Source organism: Bacillus cereus group sp. BfR-BA-01383, from assembly GCF_022663495.1.
GTDB lineage: Bacteria > Bacillota > Bacilli > Bacillales > Bacillaceae_G > Bacillus_A > Bacillus_A cereus_AU.
The window spans coordinates 204,320-227,816 of sequence record NZ_JAKUFP010000001.1 but is presented as its reverse complement, the minus strand read 5'-3'; the positions used below and the strand labels follow the sequence as shown (position 1 = coordinate 227,816).

The window sequence follows — 23,497 nt, the reverse complement described above, 5'->3', positions numbered from 1 at the left end:
AAAATAGAAAAGAGAAGTTCTTGTGTTGTGTAAATCTTTTTATAGTATTTGACATGTTGACAGATTATGAAATGAAAGTGAGTGATCCATGTGGATCTAACGCAAATTCAAAACCCTAGTTTTTTGAAAGATATGTCTATCAGTGAACTAGAGGGATTGAGTGAGGATATTCGTAAGTTTTTAATTGAAGAGCTCTCTCAAACAGGTGGACATATTGCACCTAATTTAGGTGTAGTAGAACTCACAATTGCTCTGCATAAATTATTTGATAGTCCGAAAGATAAATTTTTATGGGACGTAGGACATCAATCCTATGTACATAAGATTTTAACAGGACGTGCGAAAGAATTCGGTACATTAAGACAATATCAAGGCTTATGTGGCTTCCCAAAACGCTGCGAGAGTGAGCATGATGTATGGGAAACTGGTCATAGCTCGACATCGTTATCCGCTGCAATGGGAATGGCTCTAGCACGTGACTTAAAGAAAACGGAAGAATACGTTATACCAATCATTGGCGATGGTGCATTAACAGGCGGAATGGCTTTAGAGGCATTGAACCATATTGGACATGAAAAAACAGACATGATTGTTATTTTGAATGACAATGAAATGTCAATTGCACCAAACGTCGGTGCGCTTCATAATGTACTTGGTCGTTTACGTACCGCAGGGAAATATCACTGGGTAAAAGATGAACTAGAGTATATATTGAAGAAAATCCCAGCAGTCGGCGGGAAAGTTGCTGCGACAGCAGAGAAAATAAAAGATAGCCTAAAATATTTATTAGTATCAGGCGTCTTCTTTGAAGAGTTAGGCTTTACATATTTAGGTCCGGTCGATGGGCATGATTATGAAAAGTTATTCGAAACGTTACAATATGCAAAGAAAACAAAAGGCCCAGTACTTGTACATGTTATTACGAAAAAAGGAAAAGGTTACAAACCAGCTGAGAGTGATGTTATTGGAACTTGGCATGGTACAGGACCATATAAAATTGAATCAGGTGACTTCGTTAAACCGAAGGAAGTTGCACCGGCATGGAGTGCTGTTGTTAGTGAAACAGTGCTAAAGCTAGCGAGAACGGATGAGCGTATCGTTGCGATTACTCCGGCAATGCCTGTTGGATCGAAACTTGAGAAATTCCAAAAAGAATTTCCGAACCGCATGATTGATGTAGGTATTGCAGAACAGCATGCGACAACAATGGCAGCAGGTATGGCAACGCAAGGAATGAAGCCATTCTTAGCAATTTATTCAACATTTTTACAAAGAGCATATGACCAAGTTGTTCATGATATATGCCGCCAAAATTTAAATGTTTTCATTGGGATAGATCGCTCTGGATTAGTAGGAGCAGATGGTGAAACACACCAAGGGGTATTTGACATCTCATTTTTACGTCACTTACCGAATATGGTGCTGATGATGCCGAAAGATGAAAATGAAGGGCAACATTTAGTATATACGGCGATGCAATATGAAGATGGGCCAATCGCATTACGTTATGCGCGTGGTAATGGACTTGGCGTTCATATGGATGAAGAATTAAAGGCGATTCCAATCGGTACTTGGGAAACGTTAAAAGAAGGTACACAAGCAGCTATTTTAACATTTGGTACAACAATACCAATGGCAATGGAAGCAGCTGAACGTCTTGAAAAGGCTGGAATTTCAGTGAAAGTAGTGAATGCTCGCTTTATTAAACCAATGGATGAATCATATTTGCATGATCTCTTAGGTAAGAATATACCGATATTAACGATTGAAGAAGCTTGTTTAATCGGTGGTTTTGGAACGGGAGTAGTTGAATTTGCGTCAGAGAACGGATACCATAGTGTATTAATTGAACGAATGGGTATTCCAGACCGTTTCATAGAGCACGGTAGTGTAACAAAATTATTAGAAGAAATTGGTTTAACGACAGATGCTGTTGTAGACCGTATTCATACAATGATTCCATCAAAACAAAAAAGGGCGTAACAAATGAGTGTAAAAAAAGAAAGAGTAGATGTACTATTAGTAGAGCGAGGACTTATAGAAACTCGTGAGAAAGCAAAACGTGCTGTTATGGCTGGACTCGTATATGCGAATGAGATGAGGCTGGATAAGCCAGGAGAGAAAATCTCGCAAGACACAGAGATTACGGTGAAGGGACAAGTTATGCCGTATGTAAGCCGTGGTGGTTATAAACTTGAAAAGGCGTTAGAGACATTTCATCTTAATTTACAAGATAAAGTTATGATAGATATTGGTTCATCAACTGGTGGCTTTACAGATTGCGCGCTTCAAAATGGAGCGAAATTATCTTATGCATTAGATGTAGGATACAATCAGCTTGCGTGGAAATTGCGTCAAGATGAGCGTGTTGTCGTAATGGAACGCACAAATTTCCGTTACGTGACACCAGCAGACTTAGAACGTGGTTTACCGCAATTTGCTAGTATCGATGTTTCATTTATATCATTAAAGCTTATACTGCCAGTTTTAAAAACAATGCTTACGCCTAATGGCGATGTAGCAGCGTTAATTAAACCACAGTTTGAAGCTGGAAGAGAGCAAGTTGGGAAAAAAGGCATCGTTCGTGATAGAAAAGTACATGAGGCTGTCGTAGAAATGATTGTCGATTTTGCTTTAAAAGAAGGCTATGATGTCGAAGGTTTAACATTCTCACCGATTACGGGTGGAGATGGTAATATCGAATTTTTAATTCATCTAAAATGGCATGGAGAGCGTGAGAATGGCGAAAATCATTCTCCAGTTTCTGTAGAGCAAGTTGTTACAGAAGCACATAACGTTCTAAAACAAAAAGGAAAAGGGGAATAACATATGTTGTTCCTCTTTTTGTTGTAATTGTATAATGATTGTAAAAACAATTGTGTACAAGTAACGAATTATACGTTAACATAAATAAGTGAAGTATACCAATGTTTAAACTATGGTAAGAGATAGTGTGAGGTGCAAATGTATGAATAAAGGTCAGCGCCATATTAAAATCAGGGAAATTATTGCGAACAAAGAAATTGAAACACAAGATGAATTAGTTGATATTTTACGTAATGAGGGATTTAATGTAACGCAAGCAACAGTATCGCGCGATATTAAAGAACTGCACTTAGTGAAGGTGCCATTACAGGATGGTCGCTATAAATATAGCTTGCCAGCAGATCAACGATTTAACCCGTTACAAAAATTAAAACGAAATCTAGTGGATTCATTTGTAAAATTAGACACGGCAGGACATATGCTGGTGCTAAAAACATTGCCTGGTAACGCTCATTCACTTGGAGCACTAATTGATCACTTGGAGTGGGATGAGATCATCGGAACCATTTGTGGTGATGATACTTGCTTAATTATTTGCCGTACACCTGAAGATACAGGTGTTGTCTCTGATCGTTTCTTAAATATGCTGTAACAAAAAAATCTTGTTTGCTTTCCGCTGTAAAGTGGGAAGCAAACAGGATATTTTTATGGGTTAAAGATATGAATTTTCAATTGTAATATACTATTTTGTTTGAATAAAGTTAGAAGATAGGTGGATTGACCCGAAAAACAAATGTTTGGTACAATGGAGCGGGTTAGAAAAGTAATCTATACATACAAACATACAGTATGACTATTTGAATGAAGAACTGAAAAAGCCCTTAGTAGGGGATTAGTTTATAACGAGGTGAATGGGGCATTGTTATCGGAATTATCGATTAGAAACTTTGCTATTATTGAGGCATTAAATATTTCTTTTCAAAAAGGTTTAACGGTTTTAAGTGGTGAAACAGGAGCCGGGAAATCAATTATTATTGATGCGATTAGTTTGCTTGTAGGTGGCCGTGGTTCAGCAGAATTTGTTCGATACGGAACAGAAAAGGCTGAGATAGAGGGGCTATTTTATATAGAAGATGATAAGCATCCATGTATTGAAAAGGCAGAAGAGTTGGATATAGAAATAGAAGATGGCATGATTATTTTGAAGCGAGATATCGCTGCAAACGGAAAGAGTGTATGTCGTGTAAATGGAAAACTTGTTACACTTAGTATATTAAAAGAATTTGGAAAAACGCTTGTTGATATTCATGGACAGCACGAAACACAAGATTTAATGAATGAAGAGCGACATCTGTTTATGCTCGATCATTTTGATGGAGAGCGTATTGTTAAACAATTGGATATATATCAAAATGTATACGCTGACTACGAGAAATTAAAAAAACAGTTGAAATCTTTAAGTGAAAATGAACAACAAATGGCCCATCGCTTAGATTTAATTCAATTCCAACATGAAGAGATTTGTAAGGCGGATTTAAAAATGGATGAAGAAAATGAATTAACTGAGGAACGATTGCAAATTTCTAACTTTGAAAAGATTTATAAAGCGTTAGGTGATGCATATCGTTCGTTAAGCGCTGACGGACAAGGATTAGATAATGTAAGAAGCGCAATGGGGCAAATGGAGAGTATTACACATTTAGATGAAGCGTATCAAGAAAATCATGATTCGATTGCAAATAGTTATTATTTATTAGAAGAAGTTGCGTATCAACTTAGAGAAAAGCTTGATATGATGGAATACGATCCGAATCGTCTAGATGAAATAGAAACACGTTTAAATGAAATTCGTATGCTAAAGAGAAAATATGGAAATACTGTAGAAGAGATTTTAGCGTATGCTGATAAAATTGAACAAGAAATTTTTACGATTGAAAATAAAGATGTTCATATTGAAACAACGAAGAAGCAGTTAAAGGAATTAGAAAGTGTGATTCTAAAAGAAGCAATGTTGTTAAGTAATATGCGTCATGAACTTGCAGATCATCTTACAAATGCCATTCATCAGGAATTGAAAGAATTATATATGGAAAAAACGAAATTTGAAGTGAGAATCATGAAGAGAGAAGGGAATACAGAAGAACCACTTGTGGAAGGTTCACCGGTAAGACTGACGGCGGATGGTTATGATCATGTGGAATTTTATATTTCAACGAACCCAGGTGAACCGCTAAAGCCACTTTCAAAGGTCGCTTCTGGCGGAGAGTTATCTCGTATTATTTTAGCTTTAAAAAGCATTTTTTCTAAGCATCAAGGCATTGCATCTGTTATTTTTGATGAAGTAGATACGGGTGTGAGTGGTCGAGTTGCACAGGCTATTGCAGAAAAAATTTATCGTGTATCAGTAAACTCGCAAGTACTTTGTATTACGCACTTACCTCAAGTCGCTTCAATGGCGGACTCACATTTATTTATTCGAAAACAGGTAGCGAATGATCGGACAATTACATCAGTTACTGTTTTAACTATGGAGGATAAAGTAACAGAAATAGCTCGAATGATTTCTGGTGTGGAAATTACAGATTTAACGACAGAACATGCGAAAGAGCTACTTACGCAAGCGCATCATTTTAAAGAGACAGCAGAGGCTATCCAGTAATGGATAGCTTTTTTTCTCAAATGACGATTTCTTAATTCTTCCGGTTATAAATAAAGCACTGCAAGGAGAGATTAAAAAGTGAAGCCAAGAGGCTGAATGTGGGGTAGGAGCGAGGAGAGTGAACAAATTGAAATTAGAAAGATTTCGCAAAATAATAGGTCTTTGTCTCCTTGTGTCTTTAGTTTTTATTGGATGTTTTAAACCGCTTCGGACGTTTATTTCATCGCCGAAGCAACTTGTTGTTTTTGAAGGACAACAATCAGAAGTAGCTTCATTACCAGTTTTTCAAGCTTCATCTACAGATCGTCATGTATTTACAGTGAGTTCAAATGAACAAAAACAAGGACTTATGGTAAATTCTCATCAAAATGGTGAGGCAGATATGGTGTTTCAGCTTGCTGGTTTTCCAGTGAAAAAAGTAAATGTGAAAGTGTTGAAAGATTTTAAAGTGATTCCAGGTGGACAATCGATTGGTGTGAAATTAAATACAAAAGGTGTACTTGTTGTAGGCCATCATTTAATTCAAACTGAAAAAGGTAAAATATCTCCTGGTGAAACAGCTGGTGTGCAAATTGGGGATATGATTACTGAAATTAATGGTAAAACAATTGAAAGAATGAGTGATGTAGCACCATTTGTTCATAGTAGTGGTGAAACAGGTGAGCCGCTTAATCTTGTTTTGTTACGAGATGGAAAATACATTCGAACGAAGTTAACACCACAAAAAGACAGCGGGGAATCGTCTTATCGTATTGGTTTATATATTCGTGATTCGGCAGCTGGAATCGGAACGATGACATTTGTTCATCCGGATTCTATGAAATATGGGGCACTTGGTCATGTCATTTCTGATAATGATACAAAAAAACCAATTCAAGTGGAAGACGGACAAATTATGCGTTCGACAGTTACATCGATTGAAAGAGGCAGTCATGGGAATCCGGGAGAGAAATTAGCAAGGTTCTCGCCAGATCGTGAAGTAATCGGCAATATTACAATAAACAGTCCATTTGGTATTTTTGGGAAATTAAATACGAATATGACAAATGGCATAATGGATAAAGCAATGCCTATCGCCTTATCAAATCAAGTAAAAGAGGGACCGGCAAAAATATTAACAGTTATTGATCAAGATAAAGTGGAATCGTTTGATATTGAAGTGGTTAGTACAGTGCCACAAAAGTTTCCAGCTACAAAGGGTATGGTAATAAAAGTAACGGATAAACGTTTATTGGCGAAAACAGGTGGTATTGTACAAGGAATGAGCGGAAGTCCAATCGTACAAGATGGGAAAGTAATTGGTGCCGTTACACATGTATTTGTAAATGATCCAACGTCAGGGTACGGCGTTCATATTGAATGGATGTTACATGAGGCTGGAATTAATATTTATGATCAAGAGAAAAAAGCGAGCTAATTTATTAATTAGCTCGCTTTTCTGTTGAAAAATTCGTTGAAATTTTGTAAAAGCTCCGCAAGAGGTGTTTTTTGTTGTAAAATAAAAGGAAAGGGTTGAACGTTTCGTTGTATTTCTATGATGGAATGTGTTGTGAAAGGGAATAAATGAACGATAAACATATTTTTTTGTGATTTTATCGGAAAGTAAGAAACTTTAAAAGGGAATTTTCACACAATTGTCGAACAATTCATGTAGCCTAGAAGGATACACATGTCGGAGAATCCATTCGGTAAGGGAGGAAAAGCTGTGGAAAAAATTAAAGTATGTCTTGTGGATGATAATAAAGAATTAGTATCAATGCTAGAGAGTTATGTAGCTGCTCAAGATGATATGGAAGTAATTGGTACTGCTTATAATGGTCAAGAGTGTTTAAACTTATTAAAAGATAAGCAACCTGATGTACTCGTTTTAGACATTATTATGCCACATTTAGACGGTTTAGCTGTACTTGAGAAAATGCGACATATTGAAAGGCTAAGACAGCCTAGCGTAATTATGTTAACTGCATTTGGACAAGAAGATGTGACGACGAAAGCTGTTGACTTAGGCGCTTCATATTTCATATTAAAACCATTTGATATGGAGAATTTAACTAGTCATATTCGTCAAGTGAGTGGCAAGGCAAATGCTACTATTAAACGTCCATTGCCATCTTTCCGATCAGCAACAACAATAGATGGAAAACCGAAAAACTTAGATGCGAGTATTACGAGCATTATCCATGAAATTGGTGTACCTGCTCATATTAAAGGATATATGTATTTACGAGAAGCGATTTCTATGGTGTACAATGATATCGAATTGTTAGGGTCTATTACGAAAGTATTGTATCCGGATATCGCAAAGAAATATAATACAACAGCAAGCCGTGTCGAGCGCGCAATTCGTCACGCGATTGAAGTAGCGTGGAGCCGTGGGAATATTGATTCTATTTCGTCCTTATTTGGTTATACAGTATCCATGTCAAAAGCAAAACCTACGAATTCCGAGTTCATCGCAATGGTTGCGGATAAGCTAAGACTTGAACATAAGGCTAGCTGAGAGTAAAGATAGTAAGGGATTTAAGCTGTAGTAAAGCCGAAGAATTCTTGCAACCTATACTCGGTATTAATTTTAAAAACAATAAACTTGTTATTTAAAGACCAATGAATTTTAGAGTTCATTGGTTTTTTTATTTTGTTGAGAATGGAAAGAAAACCTCTTTTTTATAAGAAGAGGAGTTTTAATTTATAATGCAGTATTAATTGATGCAGGAAAGAATAAATCGCATCGTAGTATATCTGTTAAAGGATTTTGGTAGGGAAGTCATCATGATATAATAGAGAATAATAAAAAGCCCTGCAAAACAGGACCATATTACTCTTCGTCTTTATTTTGTTTTTCCAATTCAACTAACTTTTGAATTAAAATGTGTTGTGGCATATGCATAAGTTGTTCAAGCGGAACACCTAGCGCTTTTGATAGGCGGACTGCAGTGTCTGGAGAAATTTGTAATGGTTTCATAGAAGTACCTCCTTTTTCGTATAGTATAGCATAAGATTGGGGGAGTGAGGATGACTCTTATATTTGCACATCGTGGTGCAGCGGGAACATACCCAGAAAATACAATGATTTCATTTGAAGCGGCAGAGTCTTTTAGAGCAGATGGAATTGAACTTGATGTTCAATTAACGAAAGATGGAAAGATTGTCGTCATTCATGATGAAACGGTGAACCGGACAACAAATGGAAAAGGTGCGGTTCGAAATTATGTATATGAGGATTTATGTAAGTTAGATGCGAGTTATAAATTTAGTGAAAAAGTAGGATTTTGCAAAATACCTCTTCTAGAGGAGGTATTAGAATGGCTCGACAAAACGCAATTGCTACTTAATATTGAACTTAAAAATGATAAAATTCCATACAGAGGTTTAGAAGAAGAGGTTATAACACTGGTGCGTAAGTTTAGTCTGGAGGATCGGGTTATATTTTCTTCATTTAACCACTATAGTATGAAACGGTGCCATATGATGGCTCCTGATATTCAAACAGCTATTTTGTATCGCGAAGGTTTGCATAGCCCGTGGGCATATGCAAAAAAGATGGGGGCTACAGCAGTGCATCCGAATTATCGTTATCTTCAAGATGCCATTGCCGAACTAACGATGGAAAGTGGTGTAGAGGTTCGTCCTTACACGATAAATGAAGAAACGCTTATGCGTAAATATTTTGATATGAACATATCGGCGATTATTACTGATTATCCCGAAACAGCAAGAACTTTATTGTCGATAAAAAAATGAGACCTAAATATAAAGGTCTCATTTTTTTATTTATTAATAGAAAAAAACTTTGTTCTACCTTCTAAAGCGGGCTTGAACTTTATTTCGTTTACGGTCCCGATGTAATACGAAGCCACCAAATATATAAAAGCCGAGTGCGAAGCAGAGAACTCCGATTAAAAATTGTAACCATAGTATAGAGATTGGTGGAAAAAGAATGCCAAATAAAGTATCCCTCATCAACTTAATGCCAAGCACAGCTAATGAAATAGGAATGAGTGCTAATAATAGAGCGAGGTAACGCTGCATACATAACGCTCCTTTTCAGATTATTTAGTATATTTTAATGATGTTATATGAGAAGGGGGTTTGTCAAGAGGTTGCTGAACGAGTAAGATAAGGGTGTGAAAAAAATTGCAGAGATACTTCGAGAGGAAGTGTACGATATGAAACAAAAGGTGTTAATTGTTGGTGCAGGTGAAGGTGGAAGTACACTACTGAATCTGTTACAAAGTTCGAATATATTTCAAATTATAGGGATTATTGATATAAATCCGATAGCGAAAGGATTACAAATTGCTAAGGAATATGGGATTACAATTGGAGAGAGTGTAACGCCGTTTCTTTCTATGCATATTGATGTAATGTTTGATATGACAGGTGATTATGATTTACATAAAGTTTTATTGGAGAAAAAACATAAAGATACCCTTCTTATACCAGGAGATATTGCAAAAATTGTTACGAGATTAGCACATGAGAAGGAAGGCTTAATAGGAAAATTAGAGGAGCAAACGCAACAAGGGGAATTAATTTTAAATTCTACACATGACGGTATGATTGTAATCAATCGAGAGGGGCAAGTTCGTCTTTTTAATAAAAGTGCAGAACGTATTATCGGATATAAAAAAGAAGATGCAATAGGGAAACATATTTTAGACGTGATTCCAACGAGTAAGTTGCTTCGCATCATACGTACGAAACAAATAGAAGTGAATTATGAACTGACGTTAGAGAATGAAAAGAAAATTATTACAACACGTATTCCGATATTGAAAGAGGGAGGGGAAGTACAAGGAGCGTTTGCGATTTTTAAAGATATTACAGAAGTCGTAGATCTCGCGGAAGAAGTTACGGATTTAAAAGAGATTCAAACGTTACTTGAGGCGATTATTAACTCATCTGAGGAAGCAATTTCGGTTGTTGATGAGAAAGGAAGAGGGCTAGTTATAAACCCTGCTTATACAAAGCTAACTGGATTGACAGAAGAAGATATTCTTGGACAACCAGCTACAACAGATATTGTAGAAGGTGAAAGTATGCATATGAAAGTGCTTCGAACACGCCGTGCGGTACGCGGAATACATATGAAAATTGGTCAAAAAAAGCGGGATGTAATTGTAAACGTAGCGCCAGTTATTGTTGATGGAATATTGAAAGGAAGCGTCGGTGTAATTCGTGACGTATCAGAGATTCAAAAGTTAACAAATGAATTGAATAGAGCAAGGCAAATTATTCGAACATTAGAAGCGAAATATTCATTCGATGATATTGTAGGAAATTCAGATGAAACAACGGCAGCCATTGAACAGGCGAAACTTGGAGCAAATACACCAGCAACAGTATTGCTACGCGGAGAATCTGGAACGGGTAAAGAACTATTCGCGCATGCAATCCACAATGGAAGTAATCGAAAGTACAATAAGTTCGTCCGTGTGAACTGTGCGGCGATTTCGGAGACGTTGTTAGAAAGTGAATTATTCGGTTATGAGGAAGGTGCATTTTCTGGAGCGAAAAGAGGCGGAAAACGAGGGTTCTTTGAGGAAGCGAATAATGGCAGTATCTTTTTAGATGAAATAGGAGAGCTATCTGCCAATACACAGGCGAAGCTCCTTCGCGTGTTGCAAGAAAAAGAAATTGTAAAAGTTGGTGGAACGAAAGCGATACCTATTAATGTCCGGGTGATTGCAGCAACGCACGTGAATTTAGAAAAGGCTATTTTAGAAGGAGAGTTTAGGGAGGATTTATATTATCGATTAAATAAAATTCCGATTCAAATCCCGTCTCTGCGTCAGCGCAAAGGAGATATACCGGCAATTGCAGAAAGATTGATTCAAAAAATTAATCAAGATTATGGCCGGAATGTAGAGGGACTCACGGATGCAGCCATTTCATATTTGCAATCATATGAATGGCCAGGAAATGTTAGGGAACTTGAAAACATTTTAGGGCGAGCTATTATCTTTATGAATTATAACGAGATATATATTGAGGTGCATCATTTACCACCCTTACATAAAGAAGAGCAGACGGAGTTAAAGCAAACTAATTTATTACCTGAATTAGAAGAAAAGCCGCTTGAACATTTAGTGACAGAGTTTGAAGGGAATATTATTCATGAATATTTAGAGAAGTTTGATGGGAATAAAACAAAAACTGCAAGGGCGTTAGGAATTTCAGTTCGAAATTTATATTACAAGCTAGAAAAGTATGACTGTGCAAAAAATAGCATGCAATAAATTGCGTACCGTGCAATTTATTGCATGGTATATAAAAAGCGACAAAATAAGACAGAATATTTTGTTATTTTCCAAAGTATTGATTTTACTGCATTTTGAATGCGTTTTCATTATTGGTAAGACCACTTTAAAAAGTTGGCACGGTATTTGCTTAATAAATAGACGAGGGACGACGGAAAGGGTTGATTACAAAATATGAAGTTAGAACACTTAATTGATCAAGCAGCAGGACAGCCTAAAAAAACTGTAGCTGTAGCAGTAGCTGAAGATCATGAAGTAATTGAAGCTGTAGCAAAAGCAATTAAGTTACAGCTAGCTCAATTTCGTCTATATGGAAATCAAGAAAAAATAATGGGGATGCTACAAGAACATGGTTTACAAACTTCAGAACATATTGAAGTGATTGCGGCGTCGTCAAGTGCTGAGGCTGCAGAACTTTCTGTTAAATCCGTGAGAAACGGTGAAGCAGATGTGCTTATGAAGGGTAACATCCCAACAGCGAATATTTTGAAGGCTGTGTTAAATAAAGAGTGGGGGTTACGTAAAGGTAGCGTACTTTCACATGTAGCAGCATTTGAAGTTCCAAATTACGATCGTCTTATTTTCGTTACAGATGCAGCGATGAACATCGCACCTGATGTAACACAAAAAGCTGCTATTATACAAAATACTGTAGAAGTTGCCCAGGCAATAGGAATTGAGTTGCCAAAAGTTGCACCAATTGCAGCAGTAGAGGTTGTGAATCCAGCGATGCAGGCGACAATTGATGCAGCGATGCTAACACAAATGAATCGCCGCGGACAAATCAAAAATTGTATCGTAGATGGACCACTTGCTTTAGATAATGCAGTATCACAAATTGCAGCAGAGCATAAAGGCATAGTAAGTGATGTAGCAGGTAAGGCAGACATTTTACTCGTCCCAACGATTGAAGCTGGAAATGTGCTATATAAATCACTTATTTACTTTGCAAACGCAAAAGTAGGAGCAATGATTGCAGGCGCAAAAGCACCGATTGTTTTAACATCTCGTGCTGATTCAGCAGAAACAAAAGTATATTCATTAGCATTGGCAGTTACGACTGCTTCAAAATAAACCAAAAAGGGTAAAACATTAGGGGGAAACGACAATGACATTAGAAATCTTCGAATACTTAGAAAAATATGATTATGAGCAAGTGGTATTTTGTCAAGATAAAGAATCTGGTTTAAAAGCAATCATTGCAATCCATGATACAACACTTGGGCCAGCACTTGGTGGAACAAGAATGTGGACATATGATTCTGAAGAAGCGGCGATTGAAGATGCATTGCGTCTTGCAAAAGGGATGACATACAAAAACGCAGCAGCTGGTTTAAACTTAGGTGGTGCGAAAACAGTAATTATCGGTGATCCACGTAAAGATAAGAGTGAAGCAATGTTCCGCGCGTTAGGACGTTACATTCAAGGACTAAACGGACGTTACATCACGGCTGAAGATGTTGGTACAACTGTAGATGATATGGATATTATCCACGAAGAAACTGATTTTGTAACAGGTATTTCACCATCATTCGGTTCTTCTGGTAACCCATCTCCAGTAACTGCATACGGTGTTTACCGTGGTATGAAAGCAGCTGCAAAAGAAGCTTTCGGCACAGATAATTTAGAAGGAAAAGTAATTGCTGTTCAAGGTGTTGGTAACGTAGCATATCACCTATGCAAACATTTACACGCTGAGGGAGCAAAATTAATCGTTACAGATATTAATAAAGAAGCTGTGCAACGTGCAGTAGAAGAATTTGGTGCAACAGCAGTTGAACCAAATGAAATTTACGGTGTTGAATGTGATATTTATGCACCATGTGCACTAGGGGCAACAGTTAATGATGAAACTATTCCACAACTTAAAGCAAAAGTAATCGCAGGTTCTGCAAATAACCAATTAAAAGAAGATCGTCACGGTGACATCATTCATGAAATGGGTATTGTATACGCACCAGACTATGTAATTAATGCAGGTGGTGTAATTAACGTAGCTGACGAATTATATGGATACAATAGAGAGCGTGCACTAAAACGTGTTGAGTCTATTTATGACACAATTGCAAAAGTAATCGAAATTTCAAAACGTGATGGTGTAGCAACTTATGTGGCAGCCGATTGTTTAGCTGAAGAACGTATTGCAAGCTTGAAAAACACTCGTAGCACATACTTACGCAACGGTCACGACATTATTAGCCGTCGCTAATCATTCATATATAACTTTTACAAAAGGTGTGGTTACCTCTTATGAGGTTTCCACCTCCTTTTGAATTTAGTAGTGGAGGTAGCAAAATTGTCCTTAAATCGAATTCTTGTTATTAATCCGGGTAGTACATCTACAAAAATTGGTGTTTTTGATAATGAAAGACCCGTTTTAGAAGAAACTATTCGTCATGATGAAGAACAAATTGGAAAATATAAAAGAATAATTGATCAATATGAGTTTCGCAAAGAGACTATTTTAGAAGTTCTACATTCACATGGTATTAACATTTCAAAATTAAACGCTGTTTGTGGTCGTGGTGGATTACTTCGTCCAATCGAAGGCGGTACGTACACAGTAAATGATGCGATGTTAGAAGATTTAAAAAATGGATTTAGCGGCCATCACGCTTCAAATCTTGGAGGCATTTTAGCATATGAAATTGCTTCTGGATTAAATATTCCTGCATTCATTGTGGATCCTGTTGTTGTAGATGAAATGGACCCAATTGCTCGTATAAGCGGTATTGCTGGTATGGAACGTAAAAGTATTTTCCATGCATTAAACCAAAAAGCAGTTGCTCGTAAAGTAGCTGAAGAATTAAATCACAAATACGAGGATTTAAATTTATTAGTTACACATATGGGCGGCGGTATTACAGTCGGTGCTCATAAAAAAGGAAAAGTTATTGATGTTAATAATGGCTTAAACGGAGAAGGACCATTTAGTCCAGAACGTGCTGGTACAGTACCAGTAGGACAATTAGTTGAAATGTGTTTCTCTGGCGAGTATTACCGAGACGAAATGGTTAAAAAACTTGTCGGACAAGGTGGACTTGTAAGTCTTATCGGTACAAATGATGCAATTAAAGTAGAACAAATGGTTGAAAAAGGTGATCCTGAAGCAACTCTTATTTATAAAGCAATGGCATATCAAGTTGCAAAAGAGATTGGCGGAGCTAGTGCTGTACTTCACGGGAAAATCGATGCGATCGTTTTAACTGGTGGACTTGCGTACAGTAAAATTCTTGTCGATGAAATAAAAGAACGTGTTGACTGGATTGCAGATGTTATCGTACATCCAGGGGAAGATGAATTACAAGCATTAGCAGAAGGAGCACTTCGTGTATTACGTGAAGAAGAAGCGCCGAAAGAGTATGTTGTAAGAGAAAAACAAACAGTAGCTAGGGGTTGAGATAATGGCAAGAGAATATGATTTAGTCATCGTTGGCGGCGGTACAGGTGGATATGTTGCTGCTATTCGCGCATCACAACTAGGATTAAAAACAGCACTTGTTGAAAAAGAAAATCTTGGTGGTACTTGTTTGCACAAAGGATGTATTCCTAGTAAAGCTCTTTTACGTAGTGCAGAAGTATACGCAACTGCTAAAAAAAGCGAAGAGTTCGGAGTTATTGCAAGTAATGTAGAACTGAACTTTGCAAAAGTACAAGAGCGTAAAGAGAAGATTGTAACGCAGCTCCATAAAGGCGTTCAACATTTAATGAAACAAGGTAAAATTGATGTGTTTGAAGGTATTGGCCGTATTCTTGGCCCATCTATTTTCTCTCCGATGCCAGGGACAATTTCAGTTGAACTTGCAAGTGGAGAAGAGAATGAAATGTTAATTCCAAAAAATGTACTTGTTGCAACAGGTTCTCGCCCAAATTCATTACCAGGTTTAGAATTAGACGGAGAGTACGTAATGTCTTCAGATCATGCTCTAAAAATGGAAACGCTTCCCAGCTCGATTATTATCGTTGGTGGCGGTGTAATTGGTATTGAGTGGGCATCTATGCTTGCTGACTTTGGTGTAGAAGTTACAGTGTTAGAGTATGCGAAAACTATATTACCACTAGAAGATCAGGACGTTTCAAAAGAAATGCAACGTCTATTCAAGAAAAAAGGTATTAAAGTGGTAACTGGTGCAAAAGTATTACCAGAAACATTGGTAAAAGATAATGGAGTAACAATTCAAGCTGAACATAACGGTGAGAATAAAGAATTTAAAGCAGAAAAAATGCTTGTATCTGTAGGAAGACAAGCCAATACGCAAAATATTGGTTTAGAGAATACTGATATCGTTGTGGAAAAAGGATACATTCAAACAAATGAGTTTTATCAAACGAAAGAATCTCATATTTACGCAATTGGAGATGTAATCGGTGGCCTGCAACTTGCTCACGTTGCTTCTCATGAAGGAATTGTAGCAGTAGAACATATTGCAGGGAAAGAAGTTACACCAATTGATTACTCTATGGTATCAAAATGCGTATATAGCAGCCCAGAAGTTGCTTCTGTCGGTTTAACAGAACAAGAAGCGAAAGAAAAAGGCTATAAGTTAAAAGTAGGTAAGTTCTCATTCCGCGCAATCGGAAAAGCACTTGTATACGGAGAATCAGATGGATTTGTAAAACTTGTAGTTGATGAAGAAACAAATGACATTCTTGGTGTTCATATGATTGGACCACATGTAACGGATATGATTTCTGAAGCTGGTCTTGCAAGAGTACTTGATGCAACACCTTGGGAAGTAGCACATACAATTCATCCGCATCCATCATTATCTGAGGCGATTGGTGAAGCAGCACTAGCTGTAGATGGAAAAGCGTTACACGCATAAAAATGTGGATTTAGGAGGTTATGAAAAATGGCAGAAGTAAAAGAAAAGCGCCATGAAGAGCTTGGCTTAAGTGATGAGCAAGTATTAGAAATGTTCCGTACGATGTTACTTGCACGTAAAATTGACGAACGTATGTGGTTATTAAACCGTGCAGGTAAAATTCCATTCGTAATTTCTTGTCAAGGACAAGAGGCTGCGCAAGTTGGAGCGGCGTTCGCTCTTGATAGAGAGAAAGATTATGCATTACCATACTACCGTGATATGGGTGTTGTACTAGCGTTTGGTATGACAGCTAAAGAGCTTATGTTGTCTGCTTTCGCGAAAGCTGGAGATCCAAACTCTGGCGGTCGTCAAATGCCTGGTCACTTCGGTCAAAAGAAAAATCGTATTGTGACAGGATCATCTCCAGTAACAACACAAGTACCACATGCAGTTGGTATTGCACTAGCTGGAAAAATGGAGAAGAAAGATTTAGTAACGTTTGTTACATTTGGAGAAGGTTCTTCAAACCAAGGTGACTTCCATGAAGGCGCAAACTTTGCTGGTGTACACAAACTACCTGTTATTTTTATGTGTGAAAATAACAAATATGCAATCTCTATTCCAGTTGAAAAACAATTAGCATGTAAAAACGTATCAGATCGTGCAATTGGTTACGGTATGCCTGGATATACAATAGACGGAAACGATCCGCTTGCAGTATACAAAGCTGTAAAAGAAGCAGCAGACCGCGGCCGTCGTGGTGAAGGCCCGACTTTAATTGAAACAGTATCATATCGTTTAACAGCACATTCTAGTGACGACGATGATCGTGTTTATCGTGATAAAGAAGAAGTAGAAGAAGCAAAGAAAAAAGATTCAATTATAACATTTGCAGTTTATTTAAAAGAAGCTGGCGTGTTAACTGAGGAATTTGAAAAACAAATGTTAGACGAAATTATGCATATCGTAAATGAAGCAACAGAATATGCAGAAAATGCTCCGTATGCAGCACCTGAAGATGCATTGAAGCACGTATACGCAGAATAGGGGGGAACGTTTCATGGCTGTAATGTCTTATATCGATGCTATTACATTAGCAATGCGCGAAGAAATGGAACGCGATGAGAAAGTATTCGTTTTAGGAGAAGATGTTGGTAAAAAAGGTGGCGTGTTTAAAGCGACACACGGTTTATATGATCAATTTGGTGAAGATCGTGCGCTTGATGCACCGCTTGCAGAATCTGCAATTGCTGGGGTAGCAATTGGTGCGGCAATGTATGGTATGCGCCCAATCGCTGAAATGCAGTTTGCTGATTTCATCATGCCAGCAGTAAACCAAATTGTTTCTGAGGCAGCAAAAATTCGTTATCGTTCTAACAACGATTGGACTTGTCCAGTTACAATTCGTGCGCCATTTGGTGGCGGTGTTCACGGTGCATTGTATCATTCACAATCTGTAGAAGCGATGTTTGCAAACCAACCAGGTTTAAAAATTGTTATCCCTTCTACACCATATGATGCAAAAGGCTTATTAAAAGCAGCAATCCGTGATGAAGATCCAGTATTATTCTTCGAACATAAACGTGCATATCGCTTAATTAAAGGTGAAGTGCCAGAAGATGACTATGTATTACCAATCGGAAAAGCAGATGTAAAACGTGAAGGTGATGATATTACTGTTATCACGTACGGATTATGTGTTCACTTTGCTCTTCAAGCAGCTGAGAAGTTAGCGCAAGATGGCATCTCTGCACATATTCTTGATTTACGTACTGTGTATCCATTAGATAAAGAAGCAATCATTGAAGCTGCTTCAAAAACTGGTAAAGTTCTTCTTGTAACAGAAGACAATAAAGAAGGAAGTATTATGAGTGAAGTGGCAGCTATTATCGCTGAAAATTGCCTGTTTGATTTAGATGCACCAATTGCACGTCTTGCAGGTCCAGACGTTCCAGCAATGCCATATGCACCAACAATGGAAAAATTCTTTATGGTAAATCCAGATAAAGTTGAAAAAGCAATGCGTGAACTTGCGGAATTTTAATCGGGGGGACTATACATGGCTGTAGAAAATATCACAATGCCTCAGCTCGGGGAGAGCGTTACAGAGGGTACAATTAGCAAATGGCTCGTTAATGTTGGGGATCACGTAAATAAATATGATCCGCTTGCAGAAGTAATGACTGACAAAGTAAATGCAGAAGTACCATCTTCTTTCACTGGTATTGTGAAAGAGTTAATCGCTGGTGAAGGTGATACGTTAGCTGTAGGTGAGGTTGTTTGTGTCATTCAAGTAGAAGGCGCAGATGAAGTAGCTGCAACAGCTGTAGAGGAAAAAACGAAAGAAGAATCAAAGTCAGAAGTAACTACTGCTGAGAAAGCACCGAAAGTAAAACAACCAACTGATGGAAAACCACGTTTTTCACCAGCTGTGTTAAAACTTGCGGGTGAGCATAATGTTGATTTAGATCTAGTAGAAGGTACAGGATCAAATGGTCGTATTACTCGTAAAGATATTTTAAAGCTAGTGGAATCTGGAAATATTCCGCAAGCAGGTGCGAAAAAAGAGGAAGCGGTAGCAGCAGTAGTAGAAGCGCGTCCAGAAGCACCAAAAGCAGCACTAGTAGCGCAAAAAGTAGAAGCTGCAAAACCAGTTTCTGTACCAACAATGCCTGGCGATATCGAAATTCCAGTAACGGGTGTGCGTAAAGCAATTGCAGCGAACATGTTACGTAGTAAACATGAGGCGCCACACGCTTGGATGATGATTGAAGTAGATGTGACAAACCTTGTGTCATACCGTAATTCAATTAAAGGTGATTTTAAAAAGCGTGAAGGCTTTAACTTAACATTCTTTGCTTTCTTCGTAAAAGCAGTAGCACAAGCGTTAAAAGAGTATCCTCAAATTAACTCAATGTGGGCTGGCGATAAAATCGTTCAGAAGAAAGATATTAATCTTTCTATCGCTGTTGCAACAGAAGATGAACTATTTGTACCAGTAATTAAGCAAGCAGACGAAAAAACAATTAAAGGTATCGCTCGCGAAATTACAGAACTTGCAGGAAAAGTACGCACGAAATCGTTAAAAGCGGACGAAATGCAAGGCGGAACATTTACAATTAATAACACAGGATCATTTGGTTCTGTTCAATCTATGGGCATTATTAATTACCCACAAGCGGCTATTTTACAAGTTGAATCAATTGTAAAACGACCAGTAATTATGGATAATGGTATGTTCGGTGCTCGTGACATGGTTAACTTATGTCTATCACTTGATCACCGTGTACTTGATGGTTTAATTTGTGGTAAGTTCTTAGGACGTGTAAAAGAAATTTTAGAAAATACGTCAGAAAATAATACATCTGTATATTAATAAAAAGCTCGCTTAGGCGAGCTTTTTATCATCTTATTTCTTCTGCTGCTCCTACTATATGTACGACACTTTTCCCAGTAATCTTACAATGGACGATTATGTATTAGGAATTTACGAAAATCCATTGCTGATATATGGTATATGGATATAAAATAAAAAAAGAATAATTTTTTTGGCAAATCTTACTGACGAAACTGTAGTATAATATATTGTATTGTATGAAAAAGAGAGTTATTCTATATAAGTGTTTTATAGATAATGTGTAATCAGTCGTCAAAACATGAAGAGTATTGACTCCTGGTTTTTTATTTTGCCGTAACAATGTTTCAGGAGGATGTCATGAAAAGAAGTACCGAGTTTCTAAAAAGTTTAGATGTAAAATTAATTTTAATTTTGTGTGCATTTTGTGTTATAAGTATAACTGCTATATACAGCAGTCAACAAACCGGACAGTATGGAGATGCAAACTTTGCTATGAAGCAGGGTTTGAACTACATAATTGGAGCTGTCTTGTTATTGCTTGTTGCCAGCATCGACTTAGATCAATTACAAAAATTGTCTTGGCCGCTTTATATTGTTGGATTTGGCTCACTTATTCTTTTGAAAATACTACCGGTTTCCAGTTTCACACCTGAAAAATTAGGTGCAAAAAGATGGTTCGTTTTCCCGGTATTTGGACAAATTCAGCCATCTGAGTTTTTCAAAATTTCATTACTGCTTGTGGTAGCAAGTATAGCAGTGAAACATAATGCACAGTATATGGCAAGGACATTCCAAACAGATTTAAAACTAGTAGGTAAAATTATGCTAGTATCCCTTCCTCCTATGGCCGTTGTATATAGTCAGCCAGATACAGGTATGGTGTTCTTATATGCCGCTGCAATTGCATGTATTTTATTTATGTCAGGTATTCAGAAGAAATTGATAGCATTATGTACAGTTATTCCGGTGACCATATTATCTGCGTTAATATTTATTTACGTAAGGTATGAGGATTTCTTCTTTAATAATTTAGTTACTTTACTAAAGCCTCACCAACAATCGCGTATATTGGGTTGGTTAGATCCGTTTGAACATACAGATCAAGGGTATCAAACACAGCAATCGATTTTAGCTGTAGGTAGTGGAGGCATGGAAGGGAAAGGGTTTGGCGAAGGAAACGTCTATATCCCAGAGAAGCATACTGACTTTATTTTCGCTACAATTGCCGAAGAAGGTGGATTTATAGTAGCAGCGTTAGTGGTATTCTTGTTCCTATTACTACTATATCGAACAATTATTATCGGTTATTCTGCTGATAATTTATTCGGTACATTATTATGTGCTGGATCTATCGGTATATTAACGGTTCAAATATTCCAAAATATCGGTATGATCGTTGGATTAATGCCTGTAAAAGGTATTGCGTTACCTTTCTTATCATATGGGGGAAGTTCCTTATTCTCGAATATGATTATGATGGGTCTCATATTATCGGTACGGAAAACATATAAAAAATATATGTTTTCGGTTAAGTAAAAAAGCTGGTTCGTGTAAAAACGAACCAGCTTTTTTACATATATGCTCTCAAACGTTGCAAACTAAAACAGACTTGTAGGTTGGAATGTTTAAGGAGTGCAATGTGATGTATATGCATATTTTTGAAGGAGCACGGCACCTTTCTAATAGCGAATGGGTTGTTCGAGCTATTATAGCGTACATATTTTTAATATTAGTCGCGAAAGCGATGGGACAAAGGTCCATCGCACAACTTCGATTTTTAGATGTTGTATTAGTGTTATTGCTTGGTGGGAATATTTCTAACGCGCTATCTGATGAAAAAGTTGGATTACTCGGTTCGATGATTACAACGTTTATACTCGTTGTACTTCACATCATAAGCTCTGTTTTAATGTTGAAATGGGATAGATGGAGACGCTTTTTAGAGCCTGCGCCTATTATTCTTATACATAATGGTTCCATTGATTTTAGTAATTTGAAAAAGGCGAGGATTACGGCAGAATACTTATTTTCAGAACTTCGCGTGCAAAATGTGAGTGATATTTCTACAATTAAATTGGCTCTATGGGAAGCGAGTGGCGTCGTTTCTATATTTCAGTATCCAGAATATGAAGCAGTTTCTCGCCTTGACCTTAAAGTGGCAGGGAAAAAATCTCCAGTTGCTTTTATTTTAGTGAAGGATGGAAAAATCCAGCAGGACGTTCTCGCTTTAATAGGAAAAACAGAGGAGTCGGCGAAAGAATTTTTAGAGAAGAGTGCGGAAATCGAATCCATTATGCTAGCTACAGTAGATGAAGCACATAAAATAAATATTTTGTTAAAAAAATGAAAAATATACGCATTTTGTCGTTTCATACATATGATACAATAGTGTGGACAACGAAAAAGGAGGCGATACGATGGGATATGTAGAAGAATTGCGAAAAATAGTTGGTCATCGCCCTTTAATTTTAGTTGGTGCTGTTGTACTCGTTATAAATGAAAATGGAGATGTATTATTACAGCAAAGAACAGAACCGTACGGAAAATGGGGGCTGCCTGGTGGACTGATGGAGCTTGGTGAATCACCAGAAGAAACAGCGTGCCGTGAAGTATATGAAGAGACTGGGATAAAAGTAAAGAATCTACGATTAATAAATGTATTTTCTGGGGCGAACTATTTTACAAAATTAGCAAACGGTGATGAATTTCAATCTGTAACGACAGCCTATTATACGGATGAATACGAAGGGGATTTTGTTATGAATAAAGAAGAAGCGGTTCAGCTTAAATTTTTCCCAGTAACAGAACTACCTGACTATATTGTAGGATCACATAAAAAAATGATTGTTGAATATATGAAGATTATGGAAAAGTGACAAAAAGGTGTTAGAGCCCTGCTCTAACACCTTTTCTATACCCAAATACAAGTAAACTTACTTGTATTTCATAAACATTAACTGGTAAGATACAAATAGGTAGAATTAGAGGAGGGAAAAGATTGATTAATTTTAACTTTTTTATGAATGATGTTGTTCGCCAAGCGCGTGAAGAGATTGTCTCTGCTGGATATACAGAATTGACGACGCCAGAAGCAGTAGAAGAAGCGTTTAAAAGAAATGGAACAACACTTGTAATGGTGAACTCTGTATGTGGTTGTGCAGGTGGTATTGCTCGTCCTGCTGCTGCGCATTCCGTACATTATGATAAACGTCCTAACCATCTTGTAACGGTGTTTGCAGGTCAAGATAAAGAAGCAACAGCAAGAGCGCGTGAATATTTTGAAGGATATCCACCTTCATCTCCATCATTTGCTTTATTGAAAGATGGAAAAATTGTAACGATGGTAGAACGTCATGAAATTGAAGGGCATGAACCAATGCAAGTCATTGCGAAACTACAGTCGTATTTCGAAGATAATTGTGAAGAACTATAAATAAGTGAAAAGGCGGTACATCCACGGTTACGTGGATGTACCGCCTTTTTTTATTTAGTATTTAAAACGATGGGATATGCATATGGATATAGTTTTATGCGTTATTTTATGCATAGATAACAGGGTATTTAAGGTAATTTCATTTATTTTTATTTTATATATTGCATAAAAATTAAACTACTGATACAATACAAACATCGAATAAATATTCTA

General features: G+C 37.2%; 21 protein-coding genes. 19 read left to right on the top strand and 2 right to left on the bottom strand.

Annotated features, from left to right (window positions below):
* Positions 1–90: 90 nt before the first annotated feature.
* The 6 genes from dxs to spo0A all read left to right on the top strand — a co-directional run bounded on the left by dxs (position 91) and on the right by spo0A (position 7,925).
* A complete protein-coding gene (gene dxs, locus MR065_RS01280) occupies positions 91–1,983 on the top strand; it encodes a 1-deoxy-D-xylulose-5-phosphate synthase (RefSeq protein WP_242212231.1) in 1,893 nt (630 codons plus the stop codon).
* A gap of 3 nt (positions 1,984–1,986) precedes the next feature.
* Positions 1,987–2,826 (top strand): TlyA family RNA methyltransferase, encoded by an 840-nt coding sequence (locus MR065_RS01275; RefSeq protein ID WP_242212230.1) that lies wholly within the window; start codon positions 1,987–1,989, stop codon positions 2,824–2,826.
* 142 nt (positions 2,827–2,968) lie between these two features.
* The gene (gene argR / locus MR065_RS01270; protein ID WP_001032582.1) at positions 2,969–3,418 is read left to right on the top strand and encodes an arginine repressor ArgR; all 450 of its coding nucleotides are present in this window, start codon (positions 2,969–2,971) and stop codon (positions 3,416–3,418) included.
* Positions 3,419–3,685: 267 nt separating this feature from the next.
* The gene (recN, locus tag MR065_RS01265) at positions 3,686–5,425 is read left to right on the top strand and encodes a DNA repair protein RecN (RefSeq protein ID WP_242212229.1); all 1,740 of its coding nucleotides are present in this window, start codon (positions 3,686–3,688) and stop codon (positions 5,423–5,425) included.
* A 118-nt stretch (positions 5,426–5,543) separates the two neighbouring features.
* Entirely contained in the window at positions 5,544–6,842 is a 1,299-nt protein-coding gene (gene spoIVB, locus MR065_RS01260; protein WP_097902618.1) for a SpoIVB peptidase, read from the top strand.
* Between the two features lie 288 nt (positions 6,843–7,130).
* Positions 7,131–7,925 (top strand): sporulation transcription factor Spo0A, encoded by a 795-nt coding sequence (gene spo0A / locus MR065_RS01255; RefSeq protein ID WP_141436244.1) that lies wholly within the window; start codon positions 7,131–7,133, stop codon positions 7,923–7,925.
* 315 nt (positions 7,926–8,240) lie between these two features.
* Here the strand turns inward: spo0A and MR065_RS01250 are convergent, their stop codons facing one another.
* Positions 8,241–8,387: a YycC family protein gene (locus MR065_RS01250; RefSeq protein WP_000803575.1), complete on the bottom strand. Its 147-nt coding sequence runs from the start codon at positions 8,385–8,387 to the stop codon at positions 8,241–8,243.
* A 50-nt stretch (positions 8,388–8,437) separates the two neighbouring features.
* On the opposite strand from MR065_RS01250, the gene MR065_RS01245 reads away from it, so the two are divergent.
* Complete coding sequence (locus tag MR065_RS01245; protein ID WP_242212228.1) at positions 8,438–9,166, top strand: glycerophosphodiester phosphodiesterase; 729 nt, start codon at positions 8,438–8,440, stop codon at positions 9,164–9,166.
* Between the two features lie 54 nt (positions 9,167–9,220).
* Here the strand turns inward: MR065_RS01245 and MR065_RS01240 are convergent, their stop codons facing one another.
* Positions 9,221–9,454 (bottom strand): DUF2627 domain-containing protein, encoded by a 234-nt coding sequence (locus MR065_RS01240; protein ID WP_098268056.1) that lies wholly within the window; start codon positions 9,452–9,454, stop codon positions 9,221–9,223.
* 137 nt (positions 9,455–9,591) lie between these two features.
* On the opposite strand from MR065_RS01240, the gene MR065_RS01235 reads away from it, so the two are divergent.
* From MR065_RS01235 to MR065_RS01180, 12 genes are all read left to right on the top strand, one after another.
* Positions 9,592–11,664, top strand: coding sequence for a sigma-54 interaction domain-containing protein (locus tag MR065_RS01235; protein WP_242212227.1), 2,073 nt, complete (start codon positions 9,592–9,594; stop codon positions 11,662–11,664).
* A gap of 195 nt (positions 11,665–11,859) precedes the next feature.
* A complete protein-coding gene (gene yqiS, locus MR065_RS01230; protein WP_242212226.1) occupies positions 11,860–12,759 on the top strand; it encodes a phosphate butyryltransferase in 900 nt (299 codons plus the stop codon).
* Positions 12,760–12,793: 34 nt separating this feature from the next.
* Positions 12,794–13,894, top strand: coding sequence for a Leu/Phe/Val dehydrogenase (locus MR065_RS01225; protein WP_242212225.1), 1,101 nt, complete (start codon positions 12,794–12,796; stop codon positions 13,892–13,894).
* A gap of 87 nt (positions 13,895–13,981) precedes the next feature.
* On the top strand, positions 13,982–15,085 hold the full coding sequence (gene buk, locus MR065_RS01220) for a butyrate kinase (protein WP_242212224.1): 1,104 nt from the start codon (positions 13,982–13,984) through the stop codon (positions 15,083–15,085).
* A 4-nt stretch (positions 15,086–15,089) separates the two neighbouring features.
* Positions 15,090–16,511, top strand: coding sequence for a dihydrolipoyl dehydrogenase (gene lpdA, locus MR065_RS01215; RefSeq protein ID WP_000090438.1), 1,422 nt, complete (start codon positions 15,090–15,092; stop codon positions 16,509–16,511).
* A gap of 27 nt (positions 16,512–16,538) precedes the next feature.
* Positions 16,539–17,540, top strand: coding sequence for a 3-methyl-2-oxobutanoate dehydrogenase subunit alpha (gene bfmBAA / locus MR065_RS01210; protein WP_242212223.1), 1,002 nt, complete (start codon positions 16,539–16,541; stop codon positions 17,538–17,540).
* 13 nt (positions 17,541–17,553) lie between these two features.
* The gene (gene bfmBAB / locus MR065_RS01205; protein ID WP_000290071.1) at positions 17,554–18,537 is read left to right on the top strand and encodes a 3-methyl-2-oxobutanoate dehydrogenase subunit beta; all 984 of its coding nucleotides are present in this window, start codon (positions 17,554–17,556) and stop codon (positions 18,535–18,537) included.
* Positions 18,538–18,552: 15 nt separating this feature from the next.
* Complete coding sequence (locus MR065_RS01200) at positions 18,553–19,869, top strand: dihydrolipoamide acetyltransferase family protein (RefSeq protein ID WP_242212222.1); 1,317 nt, start codon at positions 18,553–18,555, stop codon at positions 19,867–19,869.
* Positions 19,870–20,208: 339 nt separating this feature from the next.
* Positions 20,209–21,387 carry an FtsW/RodA/SpoVE family cell cycle protein gene (locus tag MR065_RS01195; protein ID WP_242212221.1) on the top strand — a complete coding sequence of 393 codons (1,179 nt, stop codon included), beginning with the start codon at positions 20,209–20,211 and terminating at the stop codon, positions 21,385–21,387.
* Between the two features lie 106 nt (positions 21,388–21,493).
* Entirely contained in the window at positions 21,494–22,198 is a 705-nt protein-coding gene (locus tag MR065_RS01190) for a DUF421 domain-containing protein (RefSeq protein WP_242212220.1), read from the top strand.
* Positions 22,199–22,268: 70 nt separating this feature from the next.
* Entirely contained in the window at positions 22,269–22,727 is a 459-nt protein-coding gene (locus MR065_RS01185) for an NUDIX hydrolase (RefSeq protein ID WP_242212219.1), read from the top strand.
* Between the two features lie 143 nt (positions 22,728–22,870).
* Positions 22,871–23,284: a BrxA/BrxB family bacilliredoxin gene (locus MR065_RS01180; protein ID WP_002015097.1), complete on the top strand. Its 414-nt coding sequence runs from the start codon at positions 22,871–22,873 to the stop codon at positions 23,282–23,284.
* Positions 23,285–23,497 lie beyond the last annotated feature (213 nt).

Coding starts and splice junctions, on each gene's coding strand:
- MR065_RS01275 (WP_242212230.1), top strand. CDS start 1,987: ATGAGTGTAAAAAAAGAAAGAGTAGATGTACTATTAGTAGAGCGAGGA.
- argR (WP_001032582.1), top strand. CDS start 2,969: ATGAATAAAGGTCAGCGCCATATTAAAATCAGGGAAATTATTGCGAAC.
- MR065_RS01250 (WP_000803575.1), bottom strand. CDS start 8,387: ATGAAACCATTACAAATTTCTCCAGACACTGCAGTCCGCCTATCAAAA.
- MR065_RS01245 (WP_242212228.1), top strand. CDS start 8,438: ATGACTCTTATATTTGCACATCGTGGTGCAGCGGGAACATACCCAGAA.
- MR065_RS01240 (WP_098268056.1), bottom strand. CDS start 9,454: ATGCAGCGTTACCTCGCTCTATTATTAGCACTCATTCCTATTTCATTA.
- MR065_RS01235 (WP_242212227.1), top strand. CDS start 9,592: ATGAAACAAAAGGTGTTAATTGTTGGTGCAGGTGAAGGTGGAAGTACA.
- yqiS (WP_242212226.1), top strand. CDS start 11,860: ATGAAGTTAGAACACTTAATTGATCAAGCAGCAGGACAGCCTAAAAAA.
- MR065_RS01225 (WP_242212225.1), top strand. CDS start 12,794: ATGACATTAGAAATCTTCGAATACTTAGAAAAATATGATTATGAGCAA.
- lpdA (WP_000090438.1), top strand. CDS start 15,090: ATGGCAAGAGAATATGATTTAGTCATCGTTGGCGGCGGTACAGGTGGA.
- bfmBAA (WP_242212223.1), top strand. CDS start 16,539: ATGGCAGAAGTAAAAGAAAAGCGCCATGAAGAGCTTGGCTTAAGTGAT.
- bfmBAB (WP_000290071.1), top strand. CDS start 17,554: ATGGCTGTAATGTCTTATATCGATGCTATTACATTAGCAATGCGCGAA.
- MR065_RS01200 (WP_242212222.1), top strand. CDS start 18,553: ATGGCTGTAGAAAATATCACAATGCCTCAGCTCGGGGAGAGCGTTACA.
- MR065_RS01195 (WP_242212221.1), top strand. CDS start 20,209: ATGAAAAGAAGTACCGAGTTTCTAAAAAGTTTAGATGTAAAATTAATT.
- MR065_RS01190 (WP_242212220.1), top strand. CDS start 21,494: ATGTATATGCATATTTTTGAAGGAGCACGGCACCTTTCTAATAGCGAA.
- MR065_RS01185 (WP_242212219.1), top strand. CDS start 22,269: ATGGGATATGTAGAAGAATTGCGAAAAATAGTTGGTCATCGCCCTTTA.
- MR065_RS01180 (WP_002015097.1), top strand. CDS start 22,871: ATGAATGATGTTGTTCGCCAAGCGCGTGAAGAGATTGTCTCTGCTGGA.